The following is a 17547-nucleotide window of genomic DNA, read 5'->3' as shown; positions in this document are numbered from 1 at the left end:
GCGACGCTGGCCGCATGAACGTCAGTGAAGCCCGCGAAGACAAGACCGCCGCCCTCCTCCGGGCGGCCGCCGTGTCCGCGCCGGAGGACCGGATCACGGTTGAACAGCTGCTGGAACCGCTCAAGCGCCGCGCGTTCGGCTTCCTGCTGCTCCTGCTGGCCATCCCCAATTTCATCCCCGTCCCGCTCGGCATCGGCGGCGTCATGGGCGTGCTCGTGGTGGCTCTGGGCCTGGAGATGTTGATCGGCCTGGAGCATCCCTGGATTCCGGGATTCCTCAAACGGCGAACCATGTCACGCGAGGGCCTGCTGCGTTTCCTCGACCGGATCACGCCGATCACCCGCCGCATCGAGAAGGTGTGCAAGCCGCGCCTTCAACGCCTGACCCGCCGCCCTTTCACCTTCGTCTCGGGTGCGGTCATGATCCTGATAGGCATCCTGCTGGCGCTGCCTATCCCGTTCACCAACTACCTGTTCGGCGCCATGCTCATCGCCTTCGCCATTGCGCTGATCGAGCGCGATGGCGTCCTGGTGCTGGCGGTGTGGATCGCAACGGGCGCCATGGTCGCCCTCTCGGCCACCTTCAGCCACGCCCTGCTCAAATTCTTCCGCGACATCCTGTAGGAGCCCACCCTGTGGGCGACAGTTTTTCGCGAGCACGAACAGGTCCTGTCGCGCTGCCGTGAAAAACTGTCGCCCACAGGGTGGGCTCCTACGCATTTTTTATTCGCGCTTTTTGGCCAGGCCAGCCATGCGCTGCGCATCGGCCAGGATGCCGTGCAGGATGCGCAGTTCGCGGAGCTCGGGGCGGGCGCGCAGGAAGAGCTTGCGCAGCTTCAGCATGATCGTGACCGGCGAGCGGCCCTTATGGAACTCGATATCGTCCAGGGTCTCGCCCAAGTGGGTGAAGAACCGCTCCACCTGCTCCGCATCGGCGGGCACTTCATCCGGGTCCACCTCGCCCTCGGCCTGCGCCGGGGCCGGCGTGGCCGCCGCCTCGTCCGCGAGCAGGGCCGTACGAATCTCGTACGCGACCACCTGCACGGCCTGCGACAGGTTCAGCGAGCTGAAATCGTCCACGCTGGGGATGCGGACCATGGCGTGGCAACGCGAGAGCTCGTCGTTTTCCAGACCCGTACGCTCGTTGCCAAACACCAGGGCGACGTTTTCGCCCCTGCGGGCGGCGGCGATGGCCTGGGCGGCACCTTCGCGCGGATCGAGCTCGGGCAGGTTCACGCCACGGCGGCGGGCCGACAAGCCCAGGGCGAAAGTGGTGCCCGCCAGGCCGGCCACCAGATCGTCCACCACCGCGGCCTGGCCGAGTACGTCATCCGCACCCGCCGCCAGGGCGGTGGCTTCCGGGTCCGGAAAGCGGTGCGGGGCGACCAGGGTCAGGCGATCGAAGCCCATGGTCCGGATGGCGCGGGCCGCCGAGCCGATATTGCCCGAGTGGGAGGTCCTGACCAGGACAAAGCGGAAGCGGTCGTGGAGGGGCGGCAGGGCCATGGACAGGGGGAGCCGGTTCTTTAGGGACCGGAAAGTCTACACCGGCCCGTGACTTGGGCGAACGCGCCCCCGGTGTTAAACTGCCCGACCGACGCGGCTTTCGACCGCTTCCCCTGTTCTTTTGCCAAGCCGATCCCCATGCCAAGACCCGCCGTCAACGTCGCGGCGCGCGCCGCGCGCTCTGCAGGAAACATCATCCTGCGCTACATGAATCGCATCGAAGGCCTTTCGGTCGTCGAGAAGCAGCGGATGGACTTCGCCTCCGAGGTCGATCGCCTCGCCGAAGCCGAGATCGTCAAGGAACTCCGCCGCGCCTACCCCACCCACGCGATCATGGCCGAGGAATCGGGCCAGATCGGCAAGGGCCCGCTCACCTGGGTGATCGATCCGCTGGACGGCACGCATAACTACCTGCGCGGCATCCCGCACTTCTCCGTCTCCATTGCCCTGGTCGAAAAGGGTGAGCCGGTGTACGGCGTCGTCTTCGATCCGCTGCGCGATGAACTGTTCACCGCCAGCAAGGGCGATGGCGCCTACCTCAACGATCGCCGCATCCGCGTCGGCCGCCGCGATGGCATCGCCGGTGCGCTGCTCGGCACGGGCTACCCGTACCGCGTGCGCAACCACCTCGAATCGCAGCTGCAGATCACCCAGGCCCTGCTCCAGGAGGCGGAAGATATCCGTCGCATGGGCTCGGCCGCGCTCGACCTGGCCTACGTGGCCGCGGGCCGCCTGGATGGTTACTTCGAGCCGGGCCTGCAGCCGTGGGACATGGCTGCCGGTGCGCTGCTCGTGCGCGAGGCAGGCGGCGTCTACAACGATTTTGCCGGCCGTGAAGGCCTGCCGGAGAACGGCAATATCGTCGCCGGAAACCATAAGGTGGCTGCCGCGATGACCGAAGTCATCAGCGCCAACGCCACGCCACGCCTGCTCGGCGTCTGATCGCGCTGTAGGTGTTCGCTTACATGGAATGAGGGCATTGCCCTCATTCCATCTCGGCCATTCCCTCGCTAACGTGTCATTCGCGGCCGACGCCGCGCTCCCCCAATGACACAAGGAATGTGCCATGTCCCCGATTCGCCTGGCCCTGTTCGCGGCCACCCTGTTCACTGCCGCAGCGCAGGCTGAAACGCCTGAGCGCATGGTGGTCACGTCCGATCCGCAGTACCCCTGGACGGACGTCACCGACAACGGCGGCGACACCGACCCCGTGCTGGCCGAAAAGCTCGTCCGCGAGCAGTACGAAAGCATCGCGGCATACCGCCGTGCGCACCCGCTGCAGGCCATCCCCGTCATCATCAACGGCGATCTCACGTCCAACGGCATCGTGTTCGAGCACCAAGTGATGTACGACCTGTTCGGCATCCTTGGCAAGAATTACTACTTCGGCCTGGGCAATCACGATTACGAAAACAACCTGACGGTCCACAGCGCGTGCCGCCTCGCCTACTGCGCCACCGGCTCGCTCGACCTGCTGACCCAGCATGTAAAAAGCCTTGGCGACCGCGTTCTCGCCTTCGATCTGCGAACGCGCGCCGAAGGCAACCGGGTGATCAACGAAGGAAGCTGGGCGTATGCGTTCAAGGCGGATGGCTGGAAAAACACCGTCCACCTTCAGCTCAACAACGCACACGATTACGCCGTGGACATGTCGACGTATGGCGGCCTGTTGCAGCCTAAGAGCTACAACGTGACGCCCTCCACCCAATGGGTGCTGGAACAGTCACGCAAGGCGATCGAGAGCGGGCGGGCGCGCTTCACCTTCGTCCACGTTCACAAGCCCGAAGGCTGGCGTGCGCCCTGGCGCGATGCAGCGAATTCTCTGGCGGCCAAGGCCGCTGCCGCAGGCGTAAAAGCCATCTTCTCGGGGCACTATCACAAGGATATGGGCGTGGAACACATCCGCACCGGTGGGGCGAGCTACGTGCCTCACTTCACCAGCGGCTCGGCATCGCAGCGCACCTACCTGATCGTCGAGCACTGGCGTGAGGCCGGCAAGGTGAAGGTGTACGGCGTGCGCAACAACGATCCGTCGCAGATGACGCTGCTGGACGAGATCGACGTTTAGTCGGTTTTGAGAAGGTTCTTCAGAAACGGCACGGTCACGCGGCGCTGGGCCGCCAGCGTCGCGCGATCGAGTGTATCGAGCAGGTCCAGCAGCGCGCCAAGGTCGCGCGCGTGGTGGGCGAACAGCCAGTCGAGCACGGTGTCGTCGAGTTCGATGGCCCGATCCGCGGCGTGGGCGCGCAATGCCTGGCGGCGTTCCGCATCGCTCAATGGTTTCAACACCGCCTGCGTCAGCGAGCCCAGCCGCGAGCGGAGGTCGGGCAAGACGATGCCAAGCGCGGCAGGCGCCACGTTGGCGGCGAACAACAACGTGCGGTGCTCCGCCTTGTAGCTGTTGAAGGTATCGAACAGCGCATGCTCGCCATCCGGATCGCCCGCGATGGCATCCAGGTCGTCGATAGCAAGAAGGTCGCTGCCGGCCATGCCGCGGATCGCCGCGGCGCGCGTGCCATGCAGTCCCGCGAGCGGGAGGTACTGGGCGCTGAGGCCCGCATCGATGGCCGCCTGGCAGGCGGCTACCAACAGGTGCGTGCGGCCACTGCCCAACGGGCCCGACACAAACACCCACGGCGCGCTCGCATCAGCGGCGGCAGCACGCACGGCCTCGACCGCCGCCGCGTTCTCGCCAGCATGGAAATGTTCGAAGCGCTGGCGACGTGGCCAGCGCAGGGCGAGGGGCAACTGCGTACTCATGGGCGGTCGTCAGGAAGCGGCGGCTTGCCCCGGTGTTCGTTCACAACCACGTCGACGTCCACTTCGACATCGAGCGTCTGTGGACCATCCGGCGTGGCGGGCTCCCTGTACAGGTCGCTTTCGCGATACCGGGCGAAGACGTAACGCAACAGCACGACCACGACCGAGGCCGCCGGCAACGCCAGCAGCACGCCAAGGAAGCCGAACAAGTGGCCACCCGCGAGCACGGCAAAGATGACCGCGACCGGATGCAGGCCGATCTTGCCGCCCACCAGGCGGGGCACCAGCACGTAGCCCTCCAGCAACTGGCCAATGGTGAACACCACGCCCACCAGGATCACGTGGGTCCAGTCGCCGTACTGCACCAGCGCAGCCACCAGCGCGGCCACGAAGCCGATCATGAAACCGAGGTACGGTACGAAGCTGAGCAGGCCCGCGATCATGCCGATGAGCGGGCCGATCGAGACGCCGACAAGGGTAAGGGCCAGGCCGTAGAACACGCCCAGGGCCAGCATCACCAGCAACTGGCCGCGGACGAAGGCGCCGAGCACCTGGTCCGACTCGCGCGACAGGCGCACCACGGTCGGTTCCACCGAGCGCGGGATAAGGCGCTGGATGTGCGCGATCATCGTGTCCCAATCGCGCAGCAGGTAGAACGCGACGACCGGGATCAGCACCGCGTTGGTCATCCAGGTGATGATGCCCATGCCCGATTGGGTCACACGGGTGATGGCACGCGCGGCAATGCTGCCGATCGAGCCGATGTGCTCACGGATGGCCGCCAGGACCTTGTCCGTATCGAACGTATCCGGCTCCAGGTGCAGGCGCTGCTGTACCCATGGCAGCGCCACGGTACGCGCCCACTCCACGTAATGCGGCAGGTTATCGATCAGGTTGGACACCTGGCGCTGGATAAGCGGAACCAGCAACAGCATGACGCCGACGAAAATGATGATGATGACCGTGAACACGATGCTCACCGCCCAGGTACGGCCCATGCCGAGCCGCTGCAGGCGATCGGCGAGGGGATCGCCCAGGTAAGCCAGCATCGCGGCGAGGGCGAACGGCATGAGTACCGGTGCCAGCAGCCAGATCACGAAAATGACGAGGCCGACCAGCGCCAGCATCTGCCAGCGGCGCGAATTATCGTGGGTCATGCGTCAGGGCACCCAGCGAACGGCAAGGTCGGCGCCGTCGTGCGCATCCGCTGCCAGCACATGGCCGCCGGCGGCGTAACCGGCCACCAGGCGGGCCAGCGGGGCGCTGGCGCTCACGCTGAAAAGCACGCCATCGGCCGTCGCACCGACCGGCACGACGGTCTTCACCGATGGATCGTTGGTGAAGGTGGCCAGCAGGCCCGCATAGTCGGACGCCGAGCGCAGCCCGGACACCCATACCTTGCCGCTGGTGCTGCCGCCCGCATTGGCCGCGAACGAACGGTCGAGCTTGTCGGCCATGGCGTTGGCGCCGTTGCTTAGCAGCGCCGCGCGGGCTTCACCGCTGTCGGACCAGTTGGCGACGCGGCCGGCATTCACCAGGGTCCAGTCCGTGCCGTCATCGCGCACCGTGCCGACCAGCACCGTGGCCGTGTTGTATTGGCGCGCTACCCCGGCCACCGCAGAGGTATCGCCCGCGGCGATCCCCTTGGCGTCCACCGGCGTATCGGCCTTGGGCGTCACGATCTGGTAGCCGCGGGCATCGGCCATCTGGGCCAGCGGAGCCAGGTCCTGCAGGTTCAGCAGCTTGCCTGCCGCGTCGTGGGCAATCACAAGGACCGGGGGCTTCGGGGCGGCTGCGGCCGCATCACCCACGGCCAGGACCCGGCGGATGGCGCCCGGGTCGAAGGTGATCTCCAGCGCCAGCGGGGCGCCATTGGCACCCCCCGTGCGCTGGTACTGGTACTGCTGGACGAGGCCGCCCGGCTGCTTCATGGCATCGGCGTAACCCGGCTTGGTACGCGGGTCCGCGCCGTTGGTCGCCCGGGCCAGGACCTGGGTCAGGCCGTTGGCGAATGCCTGGTCGCGCACCGACGCGCTGGTGTCCGGCACCGGTACGGATACCGTGTACATCGCGGTCTGAGCCACTGCCGGACCGACGGCGGCCAGCAGGAGAAGCATCAGGAAGGCGAGTGAACGGGCTGCGCGCATAGTCATGGCATCGCTGCTGGGGAGGCGGGAAGTCTGCCCAAACCTTGGCATGGCGTCCATCCAAAGCGCGTGCAGGGCCCAATCCGGGGGCCGGCTTGCTGCTATCATTGCGCGTTTCCATCAGTGCCGGAACCGCTTATGTCCTCCGACCAGGGCTCCCTCACCTACCGCGATGCGGGTGTCGATATCGACGCCGGCAATGCCCTTGTCGAGCGCATCAAGCCGATGGTCAAGCGCACGTTCCGCCCGGAGGTCATGGGCGGGCTGGGCGGCTTTGGCGGCCTGTTCGACCTTTCCGGCCGCTATAAGGAGCCCGTGCTGGTCTCCGGTACCGATGGCGTGGGCACCAAGCTGAAGCTGGCCCAGCAGCTGGGCCGCCACGACACCATCGGCATCGACCTCGTCGGCATGTGCGTCAACGATGTGCTGGTCCAGGGTGCCGAGCCGCTGTTCTTCCTTGACTACTTCGCCACCGGCAAGCTCGATGTCGATACCGCCGCCTCCGTGGTCGGTGGCATCGCCCGCGGTTGCGAGCTGGCAGGCTGCGCGCTGATCGGCGGCGAAACCGCCGAAATGCCGGACATGTACGCGCCGGGCGAGTATGACCTGGCCGGCTTCACGGTCGCCGCCGTCGAGAAATCGGCGATGAACGATGGCTCGAAGATCGTGGCCGGCGACGTGATCCTGGGCGTGGCTTCGTCCGGTCCGCACTCCAATGGGTATTCGCTGATCCGCCGTATCCTGGAGCGCGCGGGTTCGCCGCTGGATACCGACGTGGGCGGCGTGAAGCTCGTCGATGCGCTCATGGCCCCGACCACCCTTTACGTCAAGCCGATCCTCGAGCTGCTTGGCAAGGTCGATGTGCACGGCATGGCCCACATCACCGGCGGTGGGCTGAAGGAAAACATCATCCGCGTCGTGCCGGATGGCCTCGGCCTCTCCATCGACGCCGCGTCGTGGGAACTGCCGCCGGTGTTCCAGTGGCTGCAGCGCGAAGGCAACGTGGCCCGCGAAGAAATGTGGCGCACCTTCAACTGCGGTATCGGCTTCACCGTGCTGCTCGACAAGGGCCAGGTGGAGGCCGCCAAGGCCGCCCTGGCCGCCCATGGCCTCTCGTCGTGGGTCATCGGCTCGGTCGTTGCCGCCAGCGGCGACGAGCGCGTCCATATCGCCTGAGCCAGCTCGTGGATCGCCCCCTGCGCGTCGCCGCGCTCGCCTCCGGGCGCGGCAGCAACCTGGCCGCGCTCATCGCGGCGCAGCTGCCGATCGAGATGGTCCTGGTGGGCAGCGACAAGGCAAAGGCCGGTGCGTTGCAGGTGGCGCGTGATGCGGGCATCCCCACGGTCTCGATGAGCCCGAAGGATCATGCGGATCGCGTGTCCTTTGATCGCGCGCTGTTCGGCGCGGTGGCGGCGGCGAAGCCCGATCTGCTCGTGCTCGCCGGCTACATGCGCATCATCGATGCCGCCGTGGTCGCCGATTGGGAAGGCCGGGCGATCAACATCCACCCTTCCCTGCTGCCGAAGTACCAGGGTTTGCACACGCACCGCCGTTGCCTCGAAGCCGGCGATACCGAGCACGGCGCCAGCGTGCATTACGTCACCGCCGAACTCGATGGCGGCCCCGTCGTCGCACAGGCACGCATTGCCGTCGGCCCCGCGGATACCGAAGAAACCCTCGCCCAGCGACTGCTGGTCGAAGAACACACGCTGCTGCCCGCCGTGGTCCGCGCCATCGCCACCGGCCGCCTGCGCTGGAATGGCCAGCCCATCTTCGATGGCACGCCCCTGACCACACCGCTGGACATCACCGCCCTGTAGGAGCCCACCCTGTGGGCGACATCTTTCGCGATGTCGTCACAGGACCTGCAGCGGGGTCGCGAACGGCGTCGCCCACAGGGTGGGCTCCTACAGGGGCGAGGTATCTGGGGGGGCATCGGGCGCACGCACAGGTGACCCCGCGTTCAGCCGCCCGGTTTAAACTCGGGTGCATGAAGACCACCCTCCTCCGCGCCAGCCTTGGCCTGGCCCTCGCCCTGCCCGCCGCCGCGTTCGCCGCGGATGTGCCGCAGTCGTTCACCGCCACCTACAACGTGCTGCAGGGCGGCTCGCCGCTGGGCAATGCCACGCTCACACTCAAATCGGCTGGCAATCGCCAGTTCGAATACACCAACACCACCCAGGGCACCTCGGGCCTCGCCGCCGCGCTCGGTGCGAACAGTTCGGAAGTGTCGCGCTTCACCTGGGCCGGCAAGGTACCGCAGGCGGTGTCGTACAAGTACAAGCTGAGCGCGTTCAAGGAAAAGACCCGCGAACTCACGGTGAATGGCAACGCGGTCACCGTGGTCGATAACGGCAGCAAGACCTTCAACTACACCGCTCCGGCGGGCATGGTCGAGCGCAACACGCTGCCCCTCGCCCTGGGCGTGGCGCTGCACGGTGGCGCAAAGGACGCAACGTTCCCCGTTGGCGTGAAGCAATCCGTCGAAACGCAGTCGTTCAAGGTCGCGGCCAGCGAGAAGATCACGGTCCCTGCCGGCACGTTCCAGGCGACGCGCGTGGATCGCACCGATCAGGACCGCGGTTTCAGCGCGTGGTACGTACCCGCCAAGTATCCGGTGCCGGTGAAGCTGGCACAGAAGGATGGTGGCGACCTCACGCTTGAGCTGGTGAAGTTCGAAGGCAAGTAAAAAGAAACCCGCCGATCGGCGGGTTTCTTTTTACGTAGGAGCTCACCCTGTGAGCGATGCCTTTCGCGAAAGAGCCATAGGCTCTGCTACCTCATCGCGAAAGATGTCGCCCACAGGGTGGGCGCCTACGAACGGTCAGCTCGGCAGGCGGCGGATGCGCGCGCCGAGCACGCCGAGCTTTTCCTCGATGTTCTCGTAGCCGCGATCGATGTGGTACACGCGGTCGACCGTGGTATCGCCTTCAGCCACCAGGCCGGCCAGCACCAGGCACGCCGAGGCGCGCAGGTCGGTGGCCATGATCGGTGCGCCGCTCATCTTCGGCACGCCCGTGATGATCGCGGTGTTGCCTTCCAGGCGGATATCGGCACCCAGGCGCTGCAGTTCCAGCGCGTGCATGAAGCGGTTCTCGAACACCGTCTCGGTGATGACACCCACGCCCTCGGCCACGCAGTTCAGCGCGGTGAACTGCGCCTGCATGTCGGTCGGGAATGCCGGGTACGGCGCCGTCACCAGGTTGATCGCCTTCGGGCGGCGGCCCTGCATGTCCAGCTCGATCCAGTCCTTGCCGGTGCTGATGTGCGCGCCGGATTCCTCCAGCTTCTGCAGCACGGCATCCAGCGTATCGGCACGCGCGCCGCGCGCACGCACCTTGCCACCGGTCATGGCGGCGCCGACGAGGAACGTGCCGGTTTCGATGCGGTCGGGCAGCACTTCGTAGTGCGCACCGTGCAGGCGCTCCACGCCTTCCACGATCAGCGTGGAGGTGCCGATGCCATCGATCTTCGCGCCCATGGCGATCAGGCAGTGGGCCAGATCGACCACTTCCGGTTCCTGCGCGGCGTTCTCAATGATGGTGGTACCCGACGCGAGCGTCGCCGCCATCAGGATGTTCTCGGTACCCGTCACGGTGACCATATCCATGACGATGCGGGCGCCCTTCAGGCGGCCGGCCTTCGCCTTGATGAAACCGTTCTCGACCGTGATCTCGGCGCCCAGCGCCTGCAGGCCACGGATGTGCTGATCAACCGGACGCGAGCCAATGGCGCAGCCACCCGGCAGGGACACTTCGGCCTTGCCATAGCGTGCGACCAGCGGGCCCAGCACGAGGATCGAGGCGCGCATGGTGCGCACCAGCTCGTACGGGGCCACGCAGGAATTTTCCGGGCGCGGGTCGATGTGCATCTTCATGCGGTCATCGAGAACCACGCGCACACCCATGCGGCCCAGCAGTTCAATAAAGGTGGTGACATCGTGCAGGTGCGGCACGTTGCCGATGCTGACCGGCTCATCGGCCAGCAGGCAGGAAGCGAGGATGGGCAGCACGGCGTTCTTCGCGCCGCTGATGCTCACCTCACCGTTAAGCGGCTGGCCGCCGCTGATAAGGATCTTTGCCATGAATGGTTTTGCCTTTCTAAAGAGGGAAGCGCGGCGCGATCAGGGGCGGCCGGCGGCTTCTTCCGGGGTAAGGGTTTTCAGGCCCAGCGCGTGGATGGCACCGCCCATGAGGTCGCCAAGGGTGGCGTAAACAAGGCGGTGGCGGGCGAGCGGCAGCTTGCCGGCGAACTGGGCCGAGATGACCTCGGCTTCAAAATGAACGCCGTCATCGCCGCGCACGTCCACCCGGGCGCCGGGCAGGCCGGCTTCAATCAATGCCTGGATGCGGGCAGCGTCCATGGATTCTCCGTGGGGAAGGGGTCGCCGCGGGCCAGGGGTTCCGAAACGGTCCCTGAATCACTGGTCGATCCCAGCGACGATAAAATGAGAATATGTAATGGTAATGGAAATCCGGTGTCGCAGAAATGGACATCCCGGGTTGCCCAGGGACAGCCCCCAGCCCGGACCCAAGGCCGAATGAACGCCCGCACCGCTCCGCCCACCAGCCACGCCTTCGTGAACGCCGATACCGTCGTGCGCAGCGCGCGTACCGTCATCGCCACTGAGGCGGCCGCCATCCGGGCGCTGGAAAGCCGGGTGGATGCCACCTTCGTCCAGGCCTGCGAGATGATCCTGGCCTGCAAGGGGCGTGTGGTGGTTTCGGGCATGGGCAAATCGGGCCATATCGCCCGCAAGATCGCCGCCACACTCGCCTCCACCGGCACCCCGTCGTTCTTCGTGCACCCGGGCGAGGCCAGCCACGGCGACCTGGGCATGATCCAGCCGGACGATATCGTGCTGGCCATCTCCTACTCGGGCGAGACCGACGAGCTGCTGTTCATCCTGCCCGCCATCAAGCGCCAGGGCATCCGGCTGATCTCGATCACGGGCAACCCCAAGTCATCGCTGGCCAGCCAGGCCGATGTGAACATCGACGGGAACGTCGCCTCCGAGGCGTGCCCCCACGGGCTGGCGCCCACGACGAGCACTACCGCGGCCCTGGTGATGGGCGATGCCCTCGCCATCGCCCTGCTCGAGGCCCGCGGCTTCACCTCGGATGATTTCGCCCGTTCGCACCCGGCCGGCAGCCTGGGCCGCCGCCTGTTGCTGCACATCGCCGATGTGATGCACAGCGGCGACGATGTGCCCCGCGTGCCGGTGACCGCCACGCTCAGCGAGGCGCTGGTGGAAATGACCCGCAAGCACCTGGGCATGACCGCCGTCGTGGAGCCGGATGGCCGCCTGATCGGCGTGTTCACCGACGGTGACCTGCGCCGTGCGCTGGATGACGACGGCGTGGACCTGCGCGGCGCCACCGTAGCCCAACTGATGACCCGGGGCCCCAAGACCATCGGCTCGGACAAGCTTGCCGTCGAGGCCGCCCAGCTGATGGAAAAACACCAGATCCACGCCCTGCTGGTCACCGATGCCGACGGCCGCGTGGTTGGCGCCCTGAACATCCACGACCTGCTCCGCGCCCGCGTCGTCTGAGCGCGCCCCACGGGCGCGTCCCCACCGCGCCGGACCCGCCCCTACCTCTTCAAGCCATGGCCTACACGCACTACTTCGAGATTCCCACCGACATCGCCGAGCGCGCCGCCCGTATCCGCGTGGTCGTATTCGACGTGGATGGCACGCTCACCGACGGGCGCCTGTGGTATGCGGAAGATGGCCGCGAAACCAAGGTGTTCCATGTGCACGACGGCCTCGGCCTGAAACGCCTGCAGGAAAACGGCATCAAGGTCGCGATCATTACGGCGCGGATCAGCCACCCGGTCTCGCTGCGCGCCGAGGAACTGGGTATCCAGCATGTGTACCAGGGCCAGAAGGACAAACGGGCCACGCTCAACGCCCTGCTCGAAGCCCTGCACCTTGAACCGGAACAGGCCGCCTTTGTCGGCGATGACCTGCCCGACCTGCCCGCCATGGGTATCAGCGGCCTGGCCGTGGCCGTGGCCAACGCCCACCCCTGGGTAGCCGAGCGTGCCCACTGGCGCACCCGCCTTTCCGGCGGCTATGGCGCCGCCCGCGAGGTGGCCGACCTGATCCTCGCCGCGCAAGGCAAGGCCGAAGCCGAGCGGGATCGCTGGCTGTGAGTGTCCTCAACCTGTTCAAGGACCGCAGTACGGCTGGGGTCGTCGGCATGCTGGCGGTCGCGCTGGGCGTCAGCGTCCTCTTCTATTACTGGGTCGCCCCCGAGAAAAAGGTCGATGATTTCATCGGCCCGCCACGCTCCGGCTACGTGCTTACCACCTTCGACCTCGATTCCTACAACGAGGAAGGCAAGCCCGCCTTCAAGCTGATTGCGCCCCACCTGGAGCGCCGCGAAGGCGACGAATCGCTGTATATCAACGCCCCGAACTTCGTGCTGCCCTCCACCAAGGAGACCAACGTACCGCCCTGGACCGGGCATTCGGAGTACGGCTGGGTGAACAAGGACGGCACGATGCTGAAGCTGCAGGGCCTGGTGCACATGGACCGCATCGCGTTCGACACCAACCCGCCGGCCAGCATCGATACCTCCGAGGTAACGGCGTGGCCCAAGGAGAACCGGCTGGAGACCGCCGAGGCCGCCCGGATCGTTCAGGGAAGCTCTACAATGAACGGCATCGGCATGCGTGCCAACCTCGACACCAAGCACCTGGAGCTCCTCGATGCAGTCCACACCACGTACCAGCCACGCAAGCGCTAAGGCACTGTTCGCGGCCTGCGGCGTGGCGCTCCTTGCGCTCGCCGCGCCGGCCATGGCGAAGAAGTCCGATCGTAACGAAGTCGTCCACGTCGACTCCAAGACCTTCGATGGCTCGCAGCAGCCGCAGGGTATCGTCATCTACACCACCAAGGTGGTGATCACCCAGGGCACGCTGAAGATCACCGGCGACAAGGCCACGGTGTACCTCAACGACGATAACTCGGTGAAGCGCGCCGTGATCGATGGCACGCCGGCCACGGTGCAGCAGCAGGATGAGCAAGGCAACTGGATGCACGGCCGCGCCAGCAACATCGATTACAACAACGAAACCAGCATCGCGATCCTGACGGGCAACGCCCACATCGACCAGCCCAACAAGGGCACGTCCGATGGCGACAAGCTCACATACAACACCGACGACAGCACGATGAAGGGCGAGAGCAATGGCTCTTCCACCATCCATATGACGTTCCAGCCGAAGAACCAGCAGGGCGCCGCTCCTGCTGCGGCCCCGGCCGACACCACGAAGAAGCCCTGACACGATGCTTTCAGCCCAAGGCCTGCAGAAGCGGTTCCGCGCCCGCCAGGTAGTGCGTGATTTCGCCTTCTCCATCCGCGAAGGTGAGGTGGTGGGCCTGCTCGGCCCCAACGGCGCCGGCAAGACCACCTGCTTCTACATGGTGGTGGGCCTGATCCCCGCCGATGGCGGCCAGATCAAGCTCGACCAGCAGGACATTACCGGCCTGCCCATGCATGCGCGTGCCAAGCTCGGCATCGGCTACCTGCCGCAGGAAGCCTCGGTGTTCCGCCGCCTCAGCGTCGCCGACAACATCCTCGCCGTGCTCGAACTGCGCGAGAACATGACGCAGAAGCAGCGCGAAGACGAACTGGAAAGCCTGCTGGATGAACTGAAGATCGCGCACATCGCCGAGCAGAAAGGCATCAGCCTTTCCGGTGGCGAGCGCCGCCGCGTGGAGATCGCGCGCGCACTCGCCGCCCGCCCGCGCTACATGCTGCTCGACGAACCGTTCGCCGGCGTCGATCCGATTTCGGTAGGTGAAATCCAGCGCATCGTGCGCCACCTGAAGGAACGCGGCATCGGCGTGCTCATCACCGACCACAACGTCCGCGAAACCCTGGGTATCTGCGACCGCGCGTACATTCTCAACGATGGCGAAGTGCTCTCTCGCGGCACGCCCCAACACATCCTGGCGGACGAAAAGGTCCGCGAGGTGTATCTGGGCCGTGAATTCCGGATCTGAGGCGGCTTACGCGGTACACGAAATCGGCCAGCCGGCCTAGGCATCCGGCCCGCTGGTTTCGGGGGGCCGCGTGGGGTTAGGATGGCTCGGTAACCCGATCTTGCGAAGGTAATGAAACCCGGACTTCAGTTTCGCCTGCATCAGCAGCTCACGCTGACGCCACAGCTCCAGCAGGCCATCCGCCTGCTCCAGTTGTCGCAGCTGGAGCTTGAGGCCGAACTCCGCCAGATAGCGGAAAGTAACCCGCTGCTCGAGTTCGCCGAAGATGCCGAATCCGAAGCGGATGGCGCCGAGGAAAGCACCAGCTTCGACGAGGCCATGGAATACCGCGCGCGCGACGAGCAGCCCGTCAAGGCCACGCGCGAAGAAGAATCCACCGCATCCCCTTCCGAAGAGCTCGCTCCCGAGTGGGACGACGACCGCTTCCACGGCGAGGCCGGCGATTACGCGGGCGGGCCCTCGCGCAATGGCAGCGGCGACGAAGAAGGCTTCGAGCCGCAGAACGCCGCCCCGGAAAGCCTGCAGCAGCACCTGGAGTGGCAGCTCAACCTGTCCCAGTTCACGCCGCGTGATCACGCGATCGCGACCGCCATCATCCACGTGCTTGATGAGGACGGTTACCTGCGTGACGGCCTGGACGCGGTGCAGGCGGCCCTGCGGGAGTTCCACGCCGATCTCGACGAGATCGAGGCCGTTCGCAAGCGGATCCAGCGTTTCGATCCCACGGGCATCGCCAGCCTGGACCTGCGTGACTGCCTGCTGTGCCAGCTCAGCCAGTTTGCCGAAGAAACGCCGCAGCGCGGGCTCGCCATCCGCATCGTTACCGATGAAATCGAACTGCTGGCGCGCAACGACACCGGCAAGATCGCCCGGCGGCTGAAGGCGGCCGAGGCCGACGTGGCGGTGGCCGCATCGCTCATCCGCAGCCTGGACCCACGCCCCGGCGCGGCCCTGGATGCCACCCCGGTGGAGTACGTCGCACCCGATGTCTACGCCCGCCGTGAGAGCGGCCGGTGGAAGGTAAGCCTGAACCCGGATGCGCAGCCCCGGCTGGGCCTGAACCAGCATTACTGCAACCTCATCGCCCGCGCCCGTGGCGATGACGCCACCTGGATGAAGGGCCAGCTGCAGGAGGCCCGATGGCTCCTGAAGAGCCTGCAATCCCGCGCCGAAACCCTGACCAAGGTGGCCGAGGTGATCGTCCGCCGGCAGAGCGCCTTCCTCGATTACGGCCCCGAGGCCATGCACCCGCTGGTGCTGCGCGAGGTGGCCGAAGAGGTGGGCATGCACGAATCGACCATTTCCAGGGTCACCACGCGCAAGTACATGCACACGCCGCGCGGTACCTTCGAGCTGAAGCACTTTTTCTCGAGCGGCGTGGCCACGGAAGACGGCGGCAGCGCGTCCGCGACGGCCATCCAGGCCATGTTGCGCAAGCTGATCACGGCGGAAGATCCGCGTCGCCCGCTGTCCGACCAGGCCCTCGCGGAGGAACTCCATCGACGCGGTATTCAGGTAGCCCGCCGTACGGTAGCCAAGTACCGGGAAGCGATGCGCATCCCCAGCTCCAGTGAACGCGTGCGCGCCGGCTAAGCGGCGCGGAACCCCATCGGAGGATCACGGTCCCACGTACAACGGTTCAGGAGTGGCACACGGCCATTCCCATCTCGCCGCCACCGAACGGCGGCACCCTCAGCAAGAAGGAGGCGTCATGCAAATCCAGATCAGCGGCCAGCACATCCAGATCACCCCTGCCCTGCGCGAGCGCGTGGAACAGCAAATCGGCCGCTTCGAACGCCTTTTCGACAACATAACGGCCCTGGATGTCGTGCTATCGGTGGATAAGGCCGAGCACAAGGCGGGCGGCACCCTGCACTGTTCGGGCACCCGGCTCCATGCGGAAGGCCTGGCGAGCCAGCAGGACGGCACGATCGGTGACCGCATGTATGCCGCCATCGACGAGATGATCACCAAGCTCGCCGACCAGCTGAAGAAGCACAAGGAAAAGCTCAAGGACCACCACAACAATGAGGTCCGCGAGGCCCGTGCCGCCAGCTAAAGCCCGCCAGCGGGCCTGTGGCACAATATAAGCAAGCCGGCACCCCCGTGTGCCGGCTTTCTTTTTGACAGGAACCCCCGCGTGGATCGGCTCACAGCCCGACAACTCTTCGACGGCGTCCATGAACGGATGGCCCTGCGCTGGATCGCGGGCATGCGGGGCGAAGCCCGTGTGCTGGAGCCCAACGCCAAGCTGAGCCGCCGCCCGTCCCTGGTGGGCTATCTCAACGTCATCTATCCCAACAAGATCCAGATCATCGGCACCGAGGAGCTCAACTACCTCGATGGCCTGGATTCGCGCCAGCGCTGGGAGGCCATCCACAAGATCGCCGCCTACCAGCCGGCCGCGCTCATTGTCACGAAGGACCAGGCCATCCCGCCCGACCTGCGTGAAGTGGCCGAGGAAACCGATACGCCCCTGTGGCAGAGCACCAAGCGCGGGCACGAACTGCTCACCTACCTGCAGTACCACCTGGCGCGCACGCTCGCGCCGCGGGTCACGTTGCATGGCGTGTTCCTCGAGGTGTTCTCCATCGGCGTGCTGATCACCGGCGACCCGGGCTCGGGCAAGAGCGAGCTGGCCCTGGAACTGATCAGCCGCGGCCACCGCCTGGTGGCCGATGACGCCACCGAGTTCACCCTGATCGCACCGGATGTGATCGACGGCGCCTGCCCCGAACTGCTGCAGGACCTGCTCGAAGTGCGCGGCCTGGGTGTGCTCAACATCCGCGAGATGTTCGGCCATACCGCCGTGAAGCCTTCGAAGTACCTGCGCCTGGTGATCCACCTCAAGCCGCTGAAGGATGGCGAGGAAACGGATGCCATGACCCGCCTGACCGGCGATGTCAGCCGCCGCAACGTGCTGGACGTGGACGTGCCCAAGATCACCATCCCGGTCGCCCCAGGTCGCAACCTTGCGGTGCTTGTGGAAGCGGCCGTGCGCAACCATGTATTGAAGAGCAAGGGCATTGATCCCGCCCAGACTTTCATCGACCGCCAGGCGCACCAGATGCGCCGGTTCTCCCCGTGGTGACCCGGTGAACGACGACCTTCTCATCAG

Annotated in this window: 20 protein-coding genes; 14 read left to right on the top strand and 6 right to left on the bottom strand. The window is 66.1% G+C overall.

The window, feature by feature from the left end:
• The first annotated feature begins 14 nt into the window (after positions 1-14).
• Entirely contained in the window at positions 15-623 is a 609-nt protein-coding gene (locus tag L2Y97_RS04710; protein WP_247433647.1) for an exopolysaccharide biosynthesis protein, read from the top strand.
• A 99-nt stretch (positions 624-722) separates the two neighbouring features.
• Here the strand turns inward: L2Y97_RS04710 and L2Y97_RS04705 are convergent, their stop codons facing one another.
• Positions 723-1505: an RNA methyltransferase gene (locus L2Y97_RS04705; protein WP_247433644.1), complete on the bottom strand. Its 783-nt coding sequence runs from the start codon at positions 1503-1505 to the stop codon at positions 723-725.
• Between the two features lie 138 nt (positions 1506-1643).
• Here L2Y97_RS04705 and L2Y97_RS04700 point away from each other — a divergent pair, with 138 nt between their 5' ends.
• Together L2Y97_RS04700 and L2Y97_RS04695 are read left to right on the top strand one after the other, a co-directional pair.
• Positions 1644-2447, top strand: coding sequence for an inositol monophosphatase family protein (locus L2Y97_RS04700; RefSeq protein WP_247433641.1), 804 nt, complete (start codon positions 1644-1646; stop codon positions 2445-2447).
• Positions 2448-2571: 124 nt separating this feature from the next.
• Positions 2572-3573, top strand: coding sequence for a metallophosphoesterase (locus tag L2Y97_RS04695; RefSeq protein ID WP_247433639.1), 1002 nt, complete (start codon positions 2572-2574; stop codon positions 3571-3573).
• Here the strand turns inward: L2Y97_RS04695 and hda are convergent.
• The 3 genes from hda to L2Y97_RS04680 are packed head-to-tail and all read right to left on the bottom strand — an operon-like array spanning position 3570 to position 6418.
• Complete coding sequence (gene hda / locus L2Y97_RS04690; RefSeq protein ID WP_247433637.1) at positions 3570-4265, bottom strand: DnaA regulatory inactivator Hda; 696 nt, start codon at positions 4263-4265, stop codon at positions 3570-3572. The genes L2Y97_RS04695 and hda overlap by 4 nt on opposite strands.
• Complete coding sequence (locus L2Y97_RS04685; protein ID WP_247433634.1) at positions 4262-5422, bottom strand: AI-2E family transporter; 1161 nt, start codon at positions 5420-5422, stop codon at positions 4262-4264. The genes hda and L2Y97_RS04685 overlap by 4 nt, the downstream gene beginning before the upstream one ends.
• 3 nt (positions 5423-5425) lie before the next feature.
• Complete coding sequence (locus tag L2Y97_RS04680) at positions 5426-6418, bottom strand: DUF2066 domain-containing protein (RefSeq protein ID WP_247433632.1); 993 nt, start codon at positions 6416-6418, stop codon at positions 5426-5428.
• Positions 6419-6550: 132 nt separating this feature from the next.
• Here L2Y97_RS04680 and purM point away from each other — a divergent pair, with 132 nt between their 5' ends.
• The 3 genes from purM (at position 6551) to L2Y97_RS04665 (ending at position 9101) form a co-directional block, all read left to right on the top strand.
• Positions 6551-7588, top strand: a complete 1038-nt coding sequence (purM, locus tag L2Y97_RS04675; RefSeq protein ID WP_247433629.1) for a phosphoribosylformylglycinamidine cyclo-ligase — start codon at positions 6551-6553, stop codon at positions 7586-7588.
• 8 nt (positions 7589-7596) lie between these two features.
• Positions 7597-8232: a phosphoribosylglycinamide formyltransferase gene (gene purN, locus L2Y97_RS04670; protein WP_247433626.1), complete on the top strand. Its 636-nt coding sequence runs from the start codon at positions 7597-7599 to the stop codon at positions 8230-8232.
• 170 nt (positions 8233-8402) lie between these two features.
• Positions 8403-9101 carry a DUF3108 domain-containing protein gene (locus tag L2Y97_RS04665; RefSeq protein WP_247433624.1) on the top strand — a complete coding sequence of 233 codons (699 nt, stop codon included), beginning with the start codon at positions 8403-8405 and terminating at the stop codon, positions 9099-9101.
• Positions 9102-9236: 135 nt separating this feature from the next.
• Here the strand turns inward: L2Y97_RS04665 and murA are convergent, their stop codons facing one another.
• Complete coding sequence (gene murA, locus L2Y97_RS04660) at positions 9237-10496, bottom strand: UDP-N-acetylglucosamine 1-carboxyvinyltransferase (RefSeq protein ID WP_247433621.1); 1260 nt, start codon at positions 10494-10496, stop codon at positions 9237-9239.
• Positions 10497-10535: 39 nt separating this feature from the next.
• A complete protein-coding gene (locus L2Y97_RS04655) occupies positions 10536-10775 on the bottom strand; it encodes a BolA family protein (protein WP_247333343.1) in 240 nt (79 codons plus the stop codon).
• Between the two features lie 177 nt (positions 10776-10952).
• Here L2Y97_RS04655 and L2Y97_RS04650 point away from each other — a divergent pair, with 177 nt between their 5' ends.
• The 8 genes from L2Y97_RS04650 (at position 10953) to hprK (ending at position 17520) form a co-directional block, all read left to right on the top strand.
• Complete coding sequence (locus L2Y97_RS04650; protein ID WP_247433618.1) at positions 10953-11966, top strand: KpsF/GutQ family sugar-phosphate isomerase; 1014 nt, start codon at positions 10953-10955, stop codon at positions 11964-11966.
• 56 nt (positions 11967-12022) lie between these two features.
• The gene (locus tag L2Y97_RS04645; protein ID WP_247433615.1) at positions 12023-12571 is read left to right on the top strand and encodes a KdsC family phosphatase; all 549 of its coding nucleotides are present in this window, start codon (positions 12023-12025) and stop codon (positions 12569-12571) included.
• Entirely contained in the window at positions 12568-13167 is a 600-nt protein-coding gene (gene lptC, locus L2Y97_RS04640; RefSeq protein WP_247433614.1) for an LPS export ABC transporter periplasmic protein LptC, read from the top strand. The genes L2Y97_RS04645 and lptC overlap by 4 nt, the downstream gene beginning before the upstream one ends.
• Entirely contained in the window at positions 13130-13705 is a 576-nt protein-coding gene (gene lptA / locus L2Y97_RS04635; protein ID WP_247433611.1) for a lipopolysaccharide transport periplasmic protein LptA, read from the top strand. Before lptC ends, lptA begins: the two co-directional genes overlap by 38 nt.
• A 4-nt stretch (positions 13706-13709) precedes the next feature.
• Positions 13710-14429 carry an LPS export ABC transporter ATP-binding protein gene (gene lptB, locus L2Y97_RS04630; protein ID WP_247433608.1) on the top strand — a complete coding sequence of 240 codons (720 nt, stop codon included), beginning with the start codon at positions 13710-13712 and terminating at the stop codon, positions 14427-14429.
• Positions 14430-14540: 111 nt separating this feature from the next.
• Positions 14541-16022 (top strand): RNA polymerase factor sigma-54, encoded by a 1482-nt coding sequence (locus L2Y97_RS04625; protein WP_247433605.1) that lies wholly within the window; start codon positions 14541-14543, stop codon positions 16020-16022.
• Positions 16023-16140: 118 nt separating this feature from the next.
• Positions 16141-16488 (top strand): ribosome hibernation-promoting factor, HPF/YfiA family, encoded by a 348-nt coding sequence (gene hpf / locus L2Y97_RS04620; RefSeq protein WP_247433602.1) that lies wholly within the window; start codon positions 16141-16143, stop codon positions 16486-16488.
• A 129-nt stretch (positions 16489-16617) separates the two neighbouring features.
• On the top strand, positions 16618-17520 hold the full coding sequence (hprK, locus tag L2Y97_RS04615) for an HPr(Ser) kinase/phosphatase (protein ID WP_247436697.1): 903 nt from the start codon (positions 16618-16620) through the stop codon (positions 17518-17520).
• The last annotated feature ends 27 nt before the right edge of the window (positions 17521-17547 follow it).

This window comes from Luteibacter aegosomatissinici (genome assembly GCF_023078495.1).
Taxonomy (GTDB): Bacteria; Pseudomonadota; Gammaproteobacteria; order Xanthomonadales; family Rhodanobacteraceae; genus Luteibacter; species Luteibacter aegosomatissinici.
The sequence above is the reverse complement of the archived record's forward strand: the minus strand, read 5'-3'. Positions and strand labels throughout refer to the sequence as shown.

What these genes read in the sequence shown, in the direction of transcription:
- L2Y97_RS04710 (WP_247433647.1), top strand. Translation starts at nt 15, where the DNA reads ATGAACGTCAGTGAAGCCCGCGAAGACAAGACCGCCGCCCTCCTCCGG.
- L2Y97_RS04705 (WP_247433644.1), bottom strand. Translation starts at nt 1,505, where the DNA reads ATGGCCCTGCCGCCCCTCCACGACCGCTTCCGCTTTGTCCTGGTCAGG.
- L2Y97_RS04700 (WP_247433641.1), top strand. Translation starts at nt 1,644, where the DNA reads ATGCCAAGACCCGCCGTCAACGTCGCGGCGCGCGCCGCGCGCTCTGCA.
- L2Y97_RS04695 (WP_247433639.1), top strand. Translation starts at nt 2,572, where the DNA reads ATGTCCCCGATTCGCCTGGCCCTGTTCGCGGCCACCCTGTTCACTGCC.
- hda (WP_247433637.1), bottom strand. Translation starts at nt 4,265, where the DNA reads ATGAGTACGCAGTTGCCCCTCGCCCTGCGCTGGCCACGTCGCCAGCGC.
- L2Y97_RS04685 (WP_247433634.1), bottom strand. Translation starts at nt 5,422, where the DNA reads ATGACCCACGATAATTCGCGCCGCTGGCAGATGCTGGCGCTGGTCGGC.
- L2Y97_RS04680 (WP_247433632.1), bottom strand. Translation starts at nt 6,418, where the DNA reads ATGACTATGCGCGCAGCCCGTTCACTCGCCTTCCTGATGCTTCTCCTG.
- purM (WP_247433629.1), top strand. Translation starts at nt 6,551, where the DNA reads ATGTCCTCCGACCAGGGCTCCCTCACCTACCGCGATGCGGGTGTCGAT.
- L2Y97_RS04665 (WP_247433624.1), top strand. Translation starts at nt 8,403, where the DNA reads ATGAAGACCACCCTCCTCCGCGCCAGCCTTGGCCTGGCCCTCGCCCTG.
- murA (WP_247433621.1), bottom strand. Translation starts at nt 10,496, where the DNA reads ATGGCAAAGATCCTTATCAGCGGCGGCCAGCCGCTTAACGGTGAGGTG.
- L2Y97_RS04655 (WP_247333343.1), bottom strand. Translation starts at nt 10,775, where the DNA reads ATGGACGCTGCCCGCATCCAGGCATTGATTGAAGCCGGCCTGCCCGGC.
- L2Y97_RS04650 (WP_247433618.1), top strand. Translation starts at nt 10,953, where the DNA reads ATGAACGCCCGCACCGCTCCGCCCACCAGCCACGCCTTCGTGAACGCC.
- L2Y97_RS04645 (WP_247433615.1), top strand. Translation starts at nt 12,023, where the DNA reads ATGGCCTACACGCACTACTTCGAGATTCCCACCGACATCGCCGAGCGC.
- lptA (WP_247433611.1), top strand. Translation starts at nt 13,130, where the DNA reads ATGCAGTCCACACCACGTACCAGCCACGCAAGCGCTAAGGCACTGTTC.
- lptB (WP_247433608.1), top strand. Translation starts at nt 13,710, where the DNA reads ATGCTTTCAGCCCAAGGCCTGCAGAAGCGGTTCCGCGCCCGCCAGGTA.
- L2Y97_RS04625 (WP_247433605.1), top strand. Translation starts at nt 14,541, where the DNA reads ATGAAACCCGGACTTCAGTTTCGCCTGCATCAGCAGCTCACGCTGACG.
- hpf (WP_247433602.1), top strand. Translation starts at nt 16,141, where the DNA reads ATGCAAATCCAGATCAGCGGCCAGCACATCCAGATCACCCCTGCCCTG.
- hprK (WP_247436697.1), top strand. Translation starts at nt 16,618, where the DNA reads ATGGCCCTGCGCTGGATCGCGGGCATGCGGGGCGAAGCCCGTGTGCTG.